The sequence below is a fragment of the Streptomyces sp. NPDC017448 genome, assembly GCF_044330565.1.
Classification (GTDB): Bacteria; Actinomycetota; Actinomycetes; order Streptomycetales; family Streptomycetaceae; genus Streptomyces.
This window is the reverse complement of record NZ_JBIRLM010000008.1, coordinates 14,273-28,648: the sequence shown is the minus strand read 5'-3', so window position 1 is coordinate 28,648 and position 14,376 is coordinate 14,273. Positions and strand designations below refer to the sequence as shown.

Below are 14,376 nucleotides of genomic sequence, written 5' to 3'. Positions count from 1 at the left end.
GCCTCGGCACCCGCATGAGCTGCCGGGGCGTTGTGCGGTTCACCCGCGTTGATCACCTCTACGTGCAGCACCGGGGCCTCCTATAGCCGTGCGGTACGTACCGCACGGCAGTGCCGTTGACGGGGATCGAGCCGGATGCAGCGGGTTCCAGCAGGATACGAATGTCCGCCTCTGTGGTGTTTCCGCAGATGAGACGCGTCACCGTTTTGGGTTCGAGTCCCACCCGCCCCACCGAGCGTCCCCTGGCAGAACCGTTCTGACCTGGGGAAACGTGTTTTCCGGGGTCATACTGCGTCAGGTGTTCGCCTCACGGTGGTGGGGCGGACGCGGGTCTTCACGTGTCGAGGGCGCTTCCTGCGCGGCTGCGACCTGGACCTTTCCGGTCCCGGCGCCGTGGGATGGGTCACCGTGGGTCCACTGCCGTGGCGCAGGGAGGTGACGGCGCCGGAACCCGGTCGCACCGTGGGTGAAATCTGCGTCCTCCATGGCGTTGGCGGCAACCACGCGGAGGTCCCGGGGCCGGGGCCGGCGCGGGGCCGGGGCGGCGGGCACCGCACGACCTGCCCGCTGATCCGCGAGGCGGCGGCGTTCTGACGGTGTACGCGTACGAGGACGGGCCCCGTACCCCGTACGAGCCGGCGCCCGGCCGCCGCGCGGGGTCAGGCCGCGCAGTGGGGCAGGCCGCCGTGGAAGTCGACCATCTCGGAGAACAGTTCGCCGATGTCCAGGGGGTGGCCCGGTGCCGCGCCGGCGGCCTCGGCGAAGGCGCGGTGCAGGTTGGGTACCAGCCGTTCGCTGTCGAGGAGGTGGTCGAACGGGGTCGGGCCCGCCTCGCGTGCGGTCCCGAGCGGGGTGAGCCCCTCGGCGATGCCGTCGGCGGCCAGGCGCTGGACGTGGCGCAGGTAGGACTCGGTGGTGTCGAGGAGTTCGGGGCCGCCGACCGGGCCGTGGCCCGGCACCACGATCTCCGGGGACAGGCCCCGCAGCCGCTCGACGACGGAGATCGACCCCGAGACGGAACCGGTCAGGCAGAACGGTGTGGCTCCCGACATCACCACATCGCCGGTGAACAGAACGCGCTGGTCCGGCAGCCAGACCACGGTGTCGTTGGTGGTGTGGGCGGTGCCCAGGTGCATCAACTCCGCCCGGACGTCGCCGAGGTGGAGGGTGATGGGTTCGCGGAAGGTGAGGGTGGGCAGCTCCACCGAGAGATCGCCCCAGCAGACGCCGGGCCACAGGCCGGTCAGATGCAGTCCGGCCAGCTCCATCTCGGCGCGGGTCGCCTCGTGGGCGATGATCACCGCCTCGTCCGCGAAGAAGCGGTTGCCGAAGGTGTGGTCGCCGTGCGGGTGCGTGTTGACGACATAGCGAGGAGCGCGCGGGGCGACGTCGCCGACCGCCTTCCGCAGCTCCAAGGCGCGGGCCTCGGTCGCCGCCGTGTCGATGAGCGCGGGGCTGCCCCCCGCGGTGATGAGGCCGGCGTTGTTGAGGCACCAGCCGCCGTCCGGCTGAACGTACGCGTAGACGTCCTCGGCGATCTCCTGGAGCCGCGTTGCGGACGGGGAACCGGTCATGTCTCTCTCCTCGTTGTCTCGGTACGGTCGGCCCGCGGCCGCGACGATCCGCCCACGGCTGCTCTCATGAGCCGCTGGTCGACCATGTCCGCCGCGCGCCGGATCCCGGTGGGCGCGAAGACCGAAGGACCGATGGCGGCACTGAGCGTGCAGCCGCCCTCCAGCGCGTGCGTCTCGAACCGCCAGCCCTCGGTGCCGGAGGGCCGGCCGTCCGCCCTCAGCAGCCGCGGGGCGACACTGCCGCCGTCCGGGGCGGTGAACCCGAAGGACCGGAACGGGAGCCGGGCGCCGAGACCGAGGGCCTTGCTGTAAGCCTCCTTGAGGGTCCACAGCCGGATCAGCGCCGCGTTGCGGTCCCGGGCAGGAAGCCGATCGAGGGCGGCACGTTCGCCGGGGGTGCAGACGTTCTCCGCCAGGCCGGCGGCGTAGGCCGGACGACCGGGTTGTTCGACGTCCACCCCGATGGGGCCGAGTCCGCTCAGCCCCACCGCCACCGTGCGGCCGGTATGGCTCAAGGTGATCTCGAAGCGGCCGAAACCCCTGAGGTACGGGCGGCCGTTGGGGTGGCGGGCCAGCTCCAGATCGACCGGTTCGGCGTCGAGCAGCGCCCCTGCCGCGTACTTGACCAGCAGCCGGGAGACGGTGAAGCGGTCGCGCACCCCGGCTGCCGCGATCGTCTCCAGCCGCCCGGCTTCGTGCCCCAGCAGCCGCTGCACGCCCCGGGCCCCCCCGGCGGCGGGACGCCAGTCCTCCACCTGGGCGTGGACGAGCACGTACCCCCTGTCCCGGAACGCGTCGCGCACCGCGGTCCAGGGCCCCGACGGGCCGGCGACGCGGGTGGGGGCCGGGCCGGGCGGCCCCGGGCGCGACGGGGACACGGTCAGCCCCTCCGGGGACCGGGCGCCGGGGAGCCCAGCACCGTTTCGTACAGGTCCAGGCTGCGGTTCTCCCGGCAGCGGAGCACCGCCTCGGCGAACAGCGCCTCCTGCGCCTCCTGCTCGTGGCCGGGCGCCGGAGCCGTGCCGGGGCGGCCCAGCCGCAGCGAGATCCTGCCCAGGGCGACCGTCAGCCAGCGGGGGTCGGCGAGGAAACCGGCGTCCGGCCGCCGTCGCGCCGACCGCCATACGCCGAGGCAGGCGGCGGCCGCCACGAGCAGCGTGTAGCGCTCCGCGTGGGCATAGCCGCGGGCGTTGGCCACGGCGGCGGGATCGTGTTCCGGCAGCCGTCGGCACTGCTCGGCCAACTCGGCCAGCCGAAGGCCAAGTTCGCGCAGCCGGTGGCGGAGTGCGGCCGGTACCGGCCCGCTGTCCGCATCGGCCCGGTCAGCCGCGTCGGCCAGCATGCTGGTCAGCGGGTCCGCACCGATCGCGCCGTCCAGGCGGCCGGGGTCCAGCGGGGGCAGCGGCCCGTCGCGCAGGAACAGTTCGTCGATGTCTCCCGTGTCCGCCGCGGTCCACGACCGCCGGGCAAGGGTCGCCAGGTGCGGCAGGAGGGTGGACAGCGCACGCGTGTCCACGGCGGATCCCGGCGGCAGTTCGGCGAGGTCGCGCAGATGCTTGTGGAAGGTCCCGTAACCGCCGTCCTTCCGCAGGAGATGGACGCCCAGTACGGCACGGAGGTCTCCCGTGCTCTCCTGGAGGAGGCGCGGGGCGAGGAAGCGGGCCGCCGCCGTCCAGATGCTCGACAGGGCGGGCCGCAGATACAGGGAGCGGGTCGCGACGAGGAGGAGGCAGTCCGCCGCCAGCAGGTCGGCGAACTGGGCGACGACGGCCTGCCGGGTGGAGCGGGAGGTGATGCGGCGGGCCCCGCCCCCGAGGGCGGCGCGCAGTACGGCGCGCAGGGCGGTGTCGGCGCAGCCCAGCGCCATCCAGGGGCCCAGCGTGCGCGTGGTCTGCAGCACTCGCACGGTCAGGGGGAGGCCCTGGCCCGGTCGGCCGACGAAAGACCGTTCGGGCACCGGCCAGCCACGGAAGTCCAGGGCGCCGGAGGGGATCCGGCGGAGGGCGGGAGCCTCGTCGGGGGAACAGGCCCGGACCGTGCCGGGGGGCAGATCCTCCCGGTGGATCAGCAGGACCGACTCGCCGCCGTCCGCCGGGTGACGCGCCGCCGTGACGAACCCCGCCGCTCTCGGGGCGTTGGCCAGGGCGGGCAGCGACCCTTCGAGCCGCCAGCACGCGGTGCCGGCGCGAGCCACGACCGCCAGGCCGTGGCCGCTGTAGGCGCCGGTGGCGAGCCGGCCTCCGGCCAGCAGGAGGCGGGCGGTGCCGCGTTGCTGCTCGGGGGTGCCGTAGGCCCAGACGAACTGTGCCGCAACCAGGCTGGCGGAGCCGTATCCGCGGGCCAGCGCCAGATCTCTGCGGCTGATCGCACGCAGCATTCCGGCGACGGCGGCGATGCCGGTCAGCCGACCGCCCAGGGGGACCGGCACGAACTCGGCGTCGAGACCGAAGGTCCTGAGCGACGACTCGGCCCCCGGGGGGAGTTCGCCGCGCCGGTCCGCCGCGAGCACGGCTTCGTCGCCGAGGGGGTTGAGCCGTTCCGCGGGGTCCGCGAGCAGACTCTCCAGCGCCGCGATCCGGTCCTCGGCGGCGGGTGGGGGCGTGGTCATCAGCGGGCCGGGGTGAGAGCCGGGTCCGCCGGCCGGGTGAAGCGACGGTTGTAGTGGACGAGCGGCTCCCGGTCTCCCGTCGCGACGGACTCGACCCGGCCGACCAGGATGCTGTGGTCGCCGCCGTCGAGCACCGCGTGGAGCGTGCACGCGATCCGGGCGGTGGCGGTGGTGAGGCCGGGCAGGCCGAATTCGCAGGGTGTCATCACGCCGCCGGCGAACTTGTCGTGGCCGGACCGGGCGAAGTCGGCGGCGATCGCCGCCTGGTCGGCGGAGAGCACGTTGACGAGAAACCGGTCCGCGGAGACGAAGGCCCCGTGGCAGGATGCCGACCTGGCCGGGCAGACGAGTATCAGCGGCGGGTCGAGCGAGAGCGAGTTGAAGGTGCCGGCGGTGAATCCCCACCGCCTGCCGGCAGCGTCCACGGTGGTGACCACGGTCACCGGGGTGGGCACCCGTCCCATGGCGCGGACGAATTCCGAGGGGTCGACGATGGGCAACGGTCCTCCTGGCGGGGCGATGCTGAGGCGGCCCCGCCGCCCCGTGGCACCGCGTGGAGCACGCGGACCACGAGGACGGCTCGGAGCCTCGGGCGGTGGGGTGCCGGGTCAGTTCTTCACCGAGAGCGCCTCGTTGACGAGGGCGAGGTACTGGCGGGGCGTCTCGGCCTCCGCGACCGCGTCCTCGTCGATGGTCACCCCGTGGTCGCGCTCGATGCATCCGGTGGTCTGGAGCAGGGCGAGCGAGTCGTAGCCGAGGTCCGCGAAGGCGGTGTCGAGCACATCGCCGTCGAGGTCGACCGTGTCGTCCTCGCCCGCGGCCTCGCGCAGCAGACCGGTCAGCTGGGTGATCGTGAAAGCAGTCATCGTTGCCCTCTCAAGGTCTTCGTCGGATCAGGTCGGGATCGGATCGGTCGGGTCGGGCCGGTCCGGGTCGGGGCCGGTTGGGGTCGGGACCGGTTCGGGCCGGGTTCGCGGTGTTCTGCGGTGCTCCTGGCGCGGTCAGTCCGTGGACCGGACGACCATGGCGGCGTTGAAGCCGCCCCGGCCGCGTGCCAGGACGAGCGCCGTACGCAGCCGAGCCGGGCGCCCCGTGCCGGTGACGAGGTCGAGGGGGCAGTCGGGGGCCACCTCCCCGACGTTGACGGTCGGCGGGATCAGCTGGTCGCGCAGGGCCAGGAAGGCCGCGGCCAGGTCCAGGGAAGCGGCGCCGGCGCCGAGCCGTCCGGTCATGGTCTTGGGCGCGGTGACGGGTACGCCGTACTCCCCGAAGACGCCGCTGATCGCCTCGGCCTCCTGCCGGTCGGCCTCGCGCCGGCCCGCCGCGTCCGCGAACACCACGTCCACGTCCGCGGCGGTCAGCCCGGCGTCGCGCAGGGCCAGTTCGGCGGCGGCGCGCAGCCGCGGTGCGCCACCGGCGCCGGGGGGCGGGTCGAAGGTCGCCGCGTATCCGTCGACCGTGCCGTAGATCCGGGCCCCGCGCTCGCGGGCATGGGCCGCGTCCTCCAGGACGAGGAGCGCGCCGCCCTCGCCCGCGACATGGCCGCAGGCGTCGGCGGAGAACGGCAGGTAGGCCTGGTTCGGTCTGTCCCGGGTGCTCAGTTCGCCGCCCGCCAGGTGGGCCGCCCACCCCCAGGGGCAGAGTGAGGAGTCGACCCCGCCGGTGACCAGCAGCCGGGTGCCCTTGCGGAGCTGCCGGCGGGCCTGCGCGACCGCGTCGAGACCGCCGGCCTGTTCGGTGACCAGTACGCCGCTGGGTCCGCGCAGGCCGTGCCGAATGGAGATCTGTCCGGTGTTGACCGCGTAGAACCAGGCGAAGGACTGGTAGGCGCTGACGTGCCGGCCGCCCTTGCTCCACAGCGCCTGCAGCTCGCGCTGGCCGAACTCGAAGCCGCCGGCGGAACTGGCGGTGACGGCCCCGGCCGCGTAGTCGGGGAGCTCGGAGGTGTCCAGCCCCGCGTCGGCGAGGGCCTCCTCGGCGGCGGTCAGCGCCAGCCGGGTCATGTGGTCGGTCTGCGGCATCAGCCTGCTGGGGATGTGCGCGGCCGGGTCGAATCCCGGCACCTCCCCCGCGAGCCTGGCGGGGTACTGCCCGGGTTCGAAGCGGGTGATCGGGCGGATGCCGGTCTCGCCGCACAGGACGGCCTGCCACCACGCCCCGGTGCCGAGGCCGTTGGGCGCCGCGGTGCCGATGCCGGTGACGACGGGCGGCTCGGGGGCGGGTGCGACGCCGGAGCCGTGCCATCGGTGGGTCTGGGTCTGGGTGGTCATGCGGTCTCTCCCGGGCGCGGGCCGGTCAGGATCATGGCGCTCTGGAAGCCGCCGAAGCCGCTGCCGACGCTGAGCACGGTGTCCGTGCGCTGCTCGCGCGCGGTCAGGGGGGTGTAGTCGAGGTCGCAGGCCGGGTCGGGCGTGTGCAGATTGGCGGTGGGCGGCACGGTGTTGTGCTCGATGGCCAGCGCGCTGGCCGCCACTTCCAGGGATCCGATGGCGCCGAGCGAGTGCCCGATCATCGATTTGATGGAGCTGACCGGTACGTCGTAGGCATGGCTGCCGAGGCTGCGCTTGAACGCGGCGGTCTCGTGCCGGTCGTTCTGCTTCGTACCGGAACCGTGGGCGTTGATGTAGTCGACGGCGGTGGCGTCGAGGCGTGCCTCGTCCAGGGCGACCCGGATGGCTTCGGCCATCTCCTTGCCGTCCGGTTTCAGGCCGGTCATGTGGTAGGCGTTGCAGCGGGTGGCGAAGCCGGAGATCTCGGCGTAGACGTGCGCGCCCCGGCGGCGCGCGTGCGAGAGTTCCTCCAAGGTGAAGACGGCCGAGCCCTCGCCCAGGACGAATCCGTTGCGGGTCGCGTCGAAGGGGCGCGAGGCGGTCTCGGGTTCGTCGTTGCGCGGCGAGGTCGCCTTGATGGCGTCGAAGCAGGCGACGGTGATCGGGGAGATCGGGGCCTCGGTGGCGCCGGCGATCATGACATCGGCGCTTCCCTCGCGGATGAGCTCCACCGCGTGGCCGATCGAGTCGAGCCCCGACGTGCATCCGGTGGAGATCAGGGAGACGGGGCCCTGCGCGCCGGTCCGCCAGGCCACCTCGGCCGCCATCGAGCTGGGCACGAAGTAGTCGAACAGATGGGGCACGGCCAGTTCGTGGTCGACCTGCCAGGCGCGGCCGCCCTCGCTCACGGTGTTGTACTCACGGTCCAGTCCCATGGTGCAGCCCACCGCGCTGCCCAGGGTGACTCCCGTGCGCAGCGGGTCGAGCGTGCCGGTCAGCCCGCTGTCCTCAAGGGCCTCGGCCGCGCTGACGATCGCGAACTGGGCGGCACGGTCCAGCCGTTCGGCCTCCTCGGCCGTGAAGCCGTGCTGGAGCGGGTCGAAGTCGGCCTCGGCGGCGATGCGCGAGCGGAAGGGCGAGGCGTCGAACAGAGTGATGCCCCGCGTCGCTGTCCGGCCGGCGGTCAGCTGTGACCAGAACTCTTTGGTGCCCACTCCACCGGGGGCGACGACCCCGATGCCGGTGATGACGACTCGGCGTTTCATCGGCGGTCCTCCACGTCTGTCCTCCTGTTGACCTGATGCGCCAGTGGCTGGGTGCGCTGTGCGACGCGGCAGGCCCGCCCCAGCAGCCGGGGCAGTTCCCTTCCGCGTACGAAGAAGTGGTCGCCGGGAAGCGTGCGCTCGACGACGGTCCGGGTGCCCCAGTCGCGCCAGCCGGCCATGACGTCGGGCCCGGCAAGCGGGTCGTCGCGGCCGGAGAGCACGAGCAGCGGCACATCGAGCGGTCCGTCCGCGTCCGCGCGCAGCGCCCGGGCGAGTCTCAGGTCGTCCCGGATGACGTCCAGCGCGACCCGCTGCCACACGCCTCCCCGAGGCGCGTCCGGCGGCAGGGCGCCGAACCCGGCGAGTACGTCCAGCAGTTCGTCGTCGGGCAGCTCGCAGGCGTCGGTGAGCCGCGCGCCGACGTCGGGCGGCGGGCACGCTCCGACCGCGACGAAGGCGGGGCGGGGCAGCCCCGCCCGGTGCGCCGCGCGGGCGACGGTGTAGGCGATCAGCCCGCCGAGGCTGTGGCCGTAGATCCCGTACGGCTCCTCGGTCGGCCTGCCGTACCTGCGGAGCAGGTCGGCGAGCAGCACTCTGCGGTCGACGATGCGCTTCTCGCGGCGTCTGCCGTCCCGGCCCGGCAGCAGCACCGGGGTGGACGAGGCCGCGGAGCCGATCGCCGAGGGCCAGCGGCCGAAGGACGAGACGCCGGCTCCCGCGTGGGGGAAGCAGTACAGCTTTATCGGCCCCCGATCAGACATGGGTACTCCTCTTCACGTCGGCCGGTCCATGAGGGGGTGGTACGCGGTTCGAGAGTCGAGGACGCACCTGGAGACCGGCTCGAAGCGGGGATGGAACCGGCTCGTGGGGTGTCCGGACCGGCAGGAGGCGGCAGGTCATGCCTCGACCAGCGGCTTCCACCAGTCGGGGTGGTCCCGGTACCAGCCGACGACCTGGGCCAGGCCCTCGTCCAGGGGGATGCGGGGGGCGTAGCCGAGTTCGGTCCTGATCCTGGTGTCGTCGACGGCGTACCGCAGGTCGTGCCCCTTGCGGTCGGCCACGAACCGGACCGCGCTCCAGTCCGCGGCGCAGAGCTCCAGCAGCCGCTCGGTCATCTGGCGGTTCGTCAGCGGCGTGGCGCCGCCGATGTTGTACACGGCTCCGGGGCGCCCGCCGGTGAGCACCAGATGGAGGGCCCGGCAGTGGTCGTCGACGTGCAGCCATTCGCGGATGTTGCCGCCGTCGCCGTAGAGCGGCACCTGCAGCCCGCGCAGCAGCCGCGTCACGAAGTTGGGGATCAGCTTCTCCACGTGCTGGTGGGTGCCGTAGTTGTTCGAGCAGCGGGTGACGCGGACGTCCAGGCCGTGCGTGCGGTGGTACGCCCGGGCCAGGAGGTCGCTGCCCGCTTTGGAGGCGGAGTAGGGGGAGTTGGCCAGCAGCGGCGCGCTCTCGGTCCAGCTGCCGGAGTCGATGGAACCGTAGACCTCGTCGGTGGAGACGTGGACGACCGGCCCGGTCCCGGTGCGCACCGCGGCGTCCAGCAGGTTCTGGGTGCCCAGCACGTTGGCGCGCACGAACGCCGCCGCGCCGTCCACGGACCGGTCCACATGGGATTCGGCGGCGAAGTGGACGATCGCGTCGTGGCCGGGCAGGAGATGGAGCAGGAGTTCCTGATTGCCGATGTCCCCGCGTACGAACGTCAGGCGCGGGTCCTCCAACGGCAGGTTGGCGGGGTTGCCGGCGTAACTGAGCTTGTCCAGCACGGTGACGCGGGCGTCCTCGTAGCCGGCGTAGCCGCCTGACAGCAGCGTCCGGACGTAGTGCGAGCCGATGAAGCCGGCTCCGCCTGTGACGAGGATGTTGGACATTGAGGCCTCCCAGGGCTTCGCATCGGCAGCAGATTCCGCGAGTCCCCTCGATGGCGCTTCGAGGCCGGATCGGGGTCGGGTCGCCACGAGACCGCTTCGAGTGGCACTCCAGTCAGGCATGAGTCCGGCCTGTGAACGTCGGTGGGCGACGCAACCCGACTTCTCTAGGAGAGCTCATGCCGGATCAGGCCCAGCGGGTCGCCCTCGTCACCGGTGCGACGAGCGGGATCGGTCTCGCGGTGACCCGGTTGCTGGCCGGCCAGGGACATCAGGTGTTCATCTGCGCCCGCAGCGAGGACAACGTGGCCGCGACGGTCAAGGAACTGCGCGACGAGGGACTGGACGTGGACGGGGCCGCCTGCGACGTGCGGGACGCCGGTGACGTCGAGCGGCTGGTGCGCGGGGCGGTGGACCGCTTCGGCCCGGTGGACGTGCTGGTGAACAACGCCGGCCGCAGTGGCGGCGGACCCACCTCGGGCATCACGGACGAGTTGTGGTCCGACGTCATCGACACCAATCTCAACAGCGTCTTCCGCGTGACCCGGGAGGTCCTCACCACGGGCGGGATGGAGGCGCGCGGGAGCGGCCGGATCATCAACATCGCCTCCACCGCGGGGAAGCAGGGCGTGGTGCTCGGCGCCCCGTACTCGGCCTCCAAGCACGGCGTGGTCGGCTTCACCAAGGCGCTCGGCAACGAGCTGGCTCCCACCGGCATCACCGTGAACGCCGTGTGCCCGGGGTATGTGGAGACGCCCATGGCCCAGCGGGTACGGCAGGGCTACGCGGCCGCGTACGACGCCTCCGAGGAGCAGATCCTGGAGAAGTTCCAGGCCAAGATCCCGCTCGGCCGTTACTCCACTCCCGAGGAGGTGGCCGGTCTGGTCGGCTACCTGGCCACGGACACGGCGGCCTCCATCACCTCGCAGGCACTCAACGTCTGCGGCGGTCTCGGCAACTTCTGAGCACGAAGGAGACATGAGCATGCCCCGGGAAGTCGAGCACGAAATCACGGTCGACGCGGCCGCCGAGGACATCTACCGACTGATAGCCGAGGTCGAGAACTGGCCGCGGATCTTCCCCCCGACCGTCCATGTGGAGCAGGTCGAGCGAGGCGAGCACACCGAGCGCATCCGGATCTGGGCCACCGCCAACGGCGAGGCCAAACACTGGACTTCACGCCGCGACCTGGACCCGGAAGGGCTGCGCATCACGTTCCGGCAGGAGGTGTCCGCTCCGCCGGTCGCCACCATGGGCGGCACCTGGATCATCGAGCCGCTCGGCGGGAGCAGTGCGCGCGTACGGCTGCTGCACGACTACCGGGCGGTCGACGACGACCCCGAGAGCCTGGAGTGGATCGACCGGGCCGTGGACCGCAACAGCCGCTCCGAGCTGGCGGCCCTGAAGGCCAACGTCGAGCTGGCCACCGGAGCGGCGGAGCTGACCCTCTCCTTCGAGGACAGCGTGCGCGTCGAGGGGTCGGCGAAGGACGTCTACGCGTTCATCGACGAGGCCGACCAGTGGAAGTCCCGGCTGCCGCACGTGGCCGAGGTCGATCTGCGGGAGGACGAGCCGGGCCTGCAGGTGCTGCGGATGGACACGTTGACCAAGGACGGCTCCTCCCACACCACCGAGTCGGTCCGGGTGTGCTTCCCCCACCACAGGATCGTCTACAAGCAGACCACTCTGCCGGCGCTCATGAAGCTCCACACCGGCTACTGGCGGCTGACCGACAACGGTGACGGGAGCACGACGGCCACCTCTCAGCACACCGTGGTCGTCAACACCGAGAACATCGCCCGGATCCTCGGTGCGGACGCGGGCGTCGCGGAGGCCCGGACGTACCTCCGCAACGCCCTGGGCGCCAACAGCCGGGCCACCCTCGACCACGCCAAGCGGTACGCCGAGCGGGGCGGGCGGTGAGCCGGGAGGCCCCGCGGACCTGGTTCGTCACCGGCGCCTCACGCGGTCTCGGGCGGGCGATCACCGAGGTCGCTCTGGAGGCGGGGGAGACGGTCGTCGCCACCGCCCGCGATGCGCGGTCGCTCGACGACCTGCGGGAGCGCCACGGCGACCGCGTCGTTCCGCTCGCGCTGGACGTCACCGATCGCCGGGCCGTCCTGGCGGCCGTGGGGCGCGCGGTCGACCTCGCCGGCCGGATCGACGTCCTGCTGAACAACGCCGGTTACGGTCTGGCCGGGGGCGTCGAGGAGGTCAGCGAACAGCAGGTGCGCGACCAGATGGAGGTGAACTTCTTCGGCGCGCTCTGGATGACGCAGGCCGTGCTGCCGGTGATGCGCCGCCAGGAGAGCGGTCACATCCTGCAGATGTCCTCCATCGCCGGGATCGCCTCCTACCCCAACCTCGGCATGTACCAGGCCGGGAAGTGGGCGCTGGAGGGGCTGAGCGAGTCGCTCGCCAAGGAGGTGTCCGGGTTCGGCATCCGTGTCACGCTGGTGGAGCCGGGCGAGTTCCGTACGGAGTGGAGTGCGGGCAGCATGGCCCGGGCCACGCCGATGCCGGAGTACGACGCCGTGCTCGCCGCCCGGCGGCACGGGCTCTCCGGGGCCTACGCGGACGTGCAGCCCGGCGATCCCCGCAAGGCGGGGCAGGCGCTGCTCAAGCTGCTGGACGAGAAGAACCCGCCGTTGCGGCTGCTGCTCGGCAACAGCGCGGCCGACCTCGCCCCCCGTGTCTACCGGGAGCGTCTGGCGGAGTGGGCCGACTGGGACCACCTGGCCCGCACCACGGACTTCGAGCAGTGAGCGGCCGGGACCGCGGCGGGGCGGCGTCCGCGCGGCGGTTCACCGCCGCGGTCCCGCGCCCCGCCGTGCTCGGTGTCTTCGCCTTCGTACCGGCCTTTCTGATCGCCTGGGTGGCGTACGAGCGGACGCTCCCCACCCGTGACACGGCGATGATGCGGTGGTGGCACGAGGGCGGCGGGCATGCCCACGGCTCCTCGGGTTCCGGCGGCCTCGGGACGTATCTCGCCCTGTCGGCCGCCGCCCTGTACGTGCTGCTGCCCCTGCTCGTCCTGGCCTCGCGTGCGGCCCGCGCCTTCGTGACGGCACGGGGCGGCACCGCTTTCACGGCCCGGGCCGTCTTCGCCGCGCTCACCGCGACCGCCGCGGCCCTCATCTGCGTTCCGGTCACCGCGCTGGCCCTCGGGCTGAGCCCGCAGGACGGGACCGGTCTGTGGCAGGCGGTGCGGGCGGACGCGGTGACCGTCCTGCGCTCCTGCCTCCCGATGGTTCTCCTGCTGTCCGTCGCCTTCGGCGTGCCGTGGAACGACGCCGGCCCGTCCACCCGATCATCCGAGAAGGAAACGCCTCCATGCTGAACCGCAGAAACCTGTTGAAGGCCGCCGCCGGCGCCGGGGCCGTCGCTCTGTTCCCCTGGGAGCGGGTGACGGCGGCCGCGTCCGGGAGCGCGGTGGCCATGGGCGACGCGGCCCCGACGACGCCGTTCGCCCACGCCATGCCGCTGCCTCCCGTGCTGCGGCCCTCGTTCTCGACCCCGACCGCCGACGTCTACCGCCTGCGCATGGCCGAGAGCAGCCTGGAGATCGTGAAGGGTCTCCGCTCCACGGTGCGCACCTACGGCGGCAGCCTTCCGGGCCCGACGATCAAGGCGGTCAGAGGCCGCAAAGCGATCGTCCACCAGACGAACGGCCTGGCCGTGGACACGGCGGTCCATCTGCACGGCGGTCATGTCCGCTCCGAGGACGACGGCCTCCCGATGGACACCATCGCGCCGGGCGCCACCCGTACGTACACCTATCCCAACCAGCAGCGCGCGGCGCTGCTCTGGTACCACGACCACGCCCACCACCTGGAGGCCGAGAACGTCCACATGGGCCTGCACGGCCAGTACCTGATCACCGACGAGCAGGAGCGGAGTCTTCCGCTGCCGAAGGGGCGGTACGACGTGCCGCTGGTCATCCGGGACGCCCGGGTCGAGGCCGACGGCACGTTCGTGTACACCCGGCCGTCCGACTGCCCCCACCTGCTGGTCAACGGCAAGGAGCGGCCGTACTTCACGGTCGAGGCGCGCAAGTACCGGCTGCGCGTCCTCAGCGCCTGCGTCAACCGCTACCTCGGTCTGCGGTTCGCCGACGGAGCGGAGTTCACCCAGATCGGCGCCGACGGCGGCCTGCTCGACGCACCGGTCGCCCGGGACTCGATGACCGTCATGGGCGGGGAGCGGGTCGACATCGTCGTCGACTTCTCCCGCTACCGGGCCGGTTCGTCGGTGGTGCTGGAGAACACCCTGGCAGGGAGCGGGGAGCGCACCGAGGTCCTGCGCTTCGACGTCGTCGGCGCGGCCGAGGACCCCAGCTCGGTGCCGAGCCGGCTGTCCGCCCTGCCGCCGGTGCCCCGGGCGGACGTGGAGCGAGAGTTCGTCCTGCGGACCTACCCGCAGATGACGATCAACGACAAGCTGTACGACCCGGCCCGCGTCGATGTGCGGACCACGCTGGGCAGCAACGAGGTCTGGACGGTCACCAACGCCGAACCCCCCATCGCCCGGCCCGACTTCCATATCTGGCACAGCTTCCACACCCACCTGGTCCCCTTCCGGGTGCTGGATCGCAACGGTCGGGGTCCGGGCCCCGACGACGCCGGGCTGAAGGACACCGTGACACTGGCGCCGGGCGACACGGTCCGGCTCGCCATGACCTGGAGCGGTTACGCCGGTTCGTACCTCTACCACTGCCATCAGCTCGGCCACTCGTCCAGCGGGCAGATGGGCCGCATCGACGTCGTCGCCCCCTGAGGCCGCGCGGCGGCACGA

At 72.5% G+C, this 14,376-nt stretch carries 14 protein-coding genes; 5 read left to right on the top strand and 9 right to left on the bottom strand.

The annotated features are described in order from the left end of the window. Positions 1-659: 659 nt before the first annotated feature. From ACH4K1_RS15480 to rfbB, 9 genes are all read right to left on the bottom strand, one after another. A complete protein-coding gene (locus ACH4K1_RS15480; protein WP_398089770.1) occupies positions 660-1,574 on the bottom strand; it encodes an MBL fold metallo-hydrolase in 915 nt (304 codons plus the stop codon). Beyond that, positions 1,571-2,452: a 4'-phosphopantetheinyl transferase family protein gene (locus ACH4K1_RS15475; protein WP_398089768.1), complete on the bottom strand. Its 882-nt coding sequence runs from the start codon at positions 2,450-2,452 to the stop codon at positions 1,571-1,573. Before ACH4K1_RS15475 ends, ACH4K1_RS15480 begins: the two co-directional genes overlap by 4 nt. Before the next feature lie 2 nt (positions 2,453-2,454). After that, on the bottom strand, positions 2,455-4,182 hold the full coding sequence (locus tag ACH4K1_RS15470; RefSeq protein ID WP_398089767.1) for an acyl-CoA dehydrogenase: 1,728 nt from the start codon (positions 4,180-4,182) through the stop codon (positions 2,455-2,457). Continuing rightward, positions 4,182-4,682, bottom strand: coding sequence for a flavin reductase family protein (locus ACH4K1_RS15465; protein WP_398089765.1), 501 nt, complete (start codon positions 4,680-4,682; stop codon positions 4,182-4,184). The genes ACH4K1_RS15470 and ACH4K1_RS15465 overlap by 1 nt, the downstream gene beginning before the upstream one ends. Before the next feature lie 108 nt (positions 4,683-4,790). Then, a complete protein-coding gene (locus ACH4K1_RS15460; protein WP_398089763.1) occupies positions 4,791-5,048 on the bottom strand; it encodes an acyl carrier protein in 258 nt (85 codons plus the stop codon). Between the two features lie 135 nt (positions 5,049-5,183). After that, a complete protein-coding gene (locus tag ACH4K1_RS15455; protein ID WP_398089761.1) occupies positions 5,184-6,452 on the bottom strand; it encodes a ketosynthase chain-length factor in 1,269 nt (422 codons plus the stop codon). Then, positions 6,449-7,717 (bottom strand): beta-ketoacyl-[acyl-carrier-protein] synthase family protein, encoded by a 1,269-nt coding sequence (locus tag ACH4K1_RS15450; protein ID WP_398089760.1) that lies wholly within the window; start codon positions 7,715-7,717, stop codon positions 6,449-6,451. Before ACH4K1_RS15450 ends, ACH4K1_RS15455 begins: the two co-directional genes overlap by 4 nt. Continuing rightward, positions 7,714-8,478 (bottom strand): thioesterase II family protein, encoded by a 765-nt coding sequence (locus ACH4K1_RS15445; RefSeq protein ID WP_398089758.1) that lies wholly within the window; start codon positions 8,476-8,478, stop codon positions 7,714-7,716. The genes ACH4K1_RS15450 and ACH4K1_RS15445 overlap by 4 nt, the downstream gene beginning before the upstream one ends. Before the next feature lie 135 nt (positions 8,479-8,613). Continuing rightward, entirely contained in the window at positions 8,614-9,585 is a 972-nt protein-coding gene (gene rfbB, locus ACH4K1_RS15440) for a dTDP-glucose 4,6-dehydratase (RefSeq protein WP_398089756.1), read from the bottom strand. A gap of 176 nt (positions 9,586-9,761) precedes the next feature. Here rfbB and fabG point away from each other — a divergent pair, with 176 nt between their 5' ends. Genes fabG through ACH4K1_RS15415 form a run of 5 tightly spaced genes read left to right on the top strand, consistent with a single transcriptional unit; the run spans position 9,762 to position 14,358 of the window. Continuing rightward, a complete protein-coding gene (fabG, locus tag ACH4K1_RS15435; RefSeq protein ID WP_398089754.1) occupies positions 9,762-10,547 on the top strand; it encodes a 3-oxoacyl-ACP reductase FabG in 786 nt (261 codons plus the stop codon). Between the two features lie 19 nt (positions 10,548-10,566). After that, positions 10,567-11,505, top strand: coding sequence for an aromatase/cyclase (locus tag ACH4K1_RS15430; RefSeq protein WP_398090047.1), 939 nt, complete (start codon positions 10,567-10,569; stop codon positions 11,503-11,505). Continuing rightward, the gene (locus ACH4K1_RS15425; protein WP_398089752.1) at positions 11,502-12,347 is read left to right on the top strand and encodes an oxidoreductase; all 846 of its coding nucleotides are present in this window, start codon (positions 11,502-11,504) and stop codon (positions 12,345-12,347) included. Before ACH4K1_RS15430 ends, ACH4K1_RS15425 begins: the two co-directional genes overlap by 4 nt. Further along, complete coding sequence (locus ACH4K1_RS15420) at positions 12,344-12,922, top strand: hypothetical protein (protein ID WP_398089750.1); 579 nt, start codon at positions 12,344-12,346, stop codon at positions 12,920-12,922. Before ACH4K1_RS15425 ends, ACH4K1_RS15420 begins: the two co-directional genes overlap by 4 nt. Beyond that, positions 12,916-14,358 carry a multicopper oxidase family protein gene (locus tag ACH4K1_RS15415; protein WP_398089748.1) on the top strand — a complete coding sequence of 481 codons (1,443 nt, stop codon included), beginning with the start codon at positions 12,916-12,918 and terminating at the stop codon, positions 14,356-14,358. The genes ACH4K1_RS15420 and ACH4K1_RS15415 overlap by 7 nt, the downstream gene beginning before the upstream one ends. Positions 14,359-14,376: the final 18 nt, after the last annotated feature.

Excerpts from the sequence above, each read along its gene's own strand:
- ACH4K1_RS15480 (WP_398089770.1), bottom strand. The coding sequence starts at position 1,574 with ATGACCGGTTCCCCGTCCGCAACGCGGCTCCAGGAGATCGCCGAGGAC.
- ACH4K1_RS15470 (WP_398089767.1), bottom strand. The coding sequence starts at position 4,182 with ATGACCACGCCCCCACCCGCCGCCGAGGACCGGATCGCGGCGCTGGAG.
- ACH4K1_RS15460 (WP_398089763.1), bottom strand. The coding sequence starts at position 5,048 with ATGACTGCTTTCACGATCACCCAGCTGACCGGTCTGCTGCGCGAGGCC.
- ACH4K1_RS15455 (WP_398089761.1), bottom strand. The coding sequence starts at position 6,452 with ATGACCACCCAGACCCAGACCCACCGATGGCACGGCTCCGGCGTCGCA.
- ACH4K1_RS15450 (WP_398089760.1), bottom strand. The coding sequence starts at position 7,717 with ATGAAACGCCGAGTCGTCATCACCGGCATCGGGGTCGTCGCCCCCGGT.
- ACH4K1_RS15445 (WP_398089758.1), bottom strand. The coding sequence starts at position 8,478 with ATGTCTGATCGGGGGCCGATAAAGCTGTACTGCTTCCCCCACGCGGGA.
- rfbB (WP_398089756.1), bottom strand. The coding sequence starts at position 9,585 with ATGTCCAACATCCTCGTCACAGGCGGAGCCGGCTTCATCGGCTCGCAC.
- fabG (WP_398089754.1), top strand. The coding sequence starts at position 9,762 with ATGCCGGATCAGGCCCAGCGGGTCGCCCTCGTCACCGGTGCGACGAGC.
- ACH4K1_RS15430 (WP_398090047.1), top strand. The coding sequence starts at position 10,567 with ATGCCCCGGGAAGTCGAGCACGAAATCACGGTCGACGCGGCCGCCGAG.
- ACH4K1_RS15415 (WP_398089748.1), top strand. The coding sequence starts at position 12,916 with ATGCTGAACCGCAGAAACCTGTTGAAGGCCGCCGCCGGCGCCGGGGCC.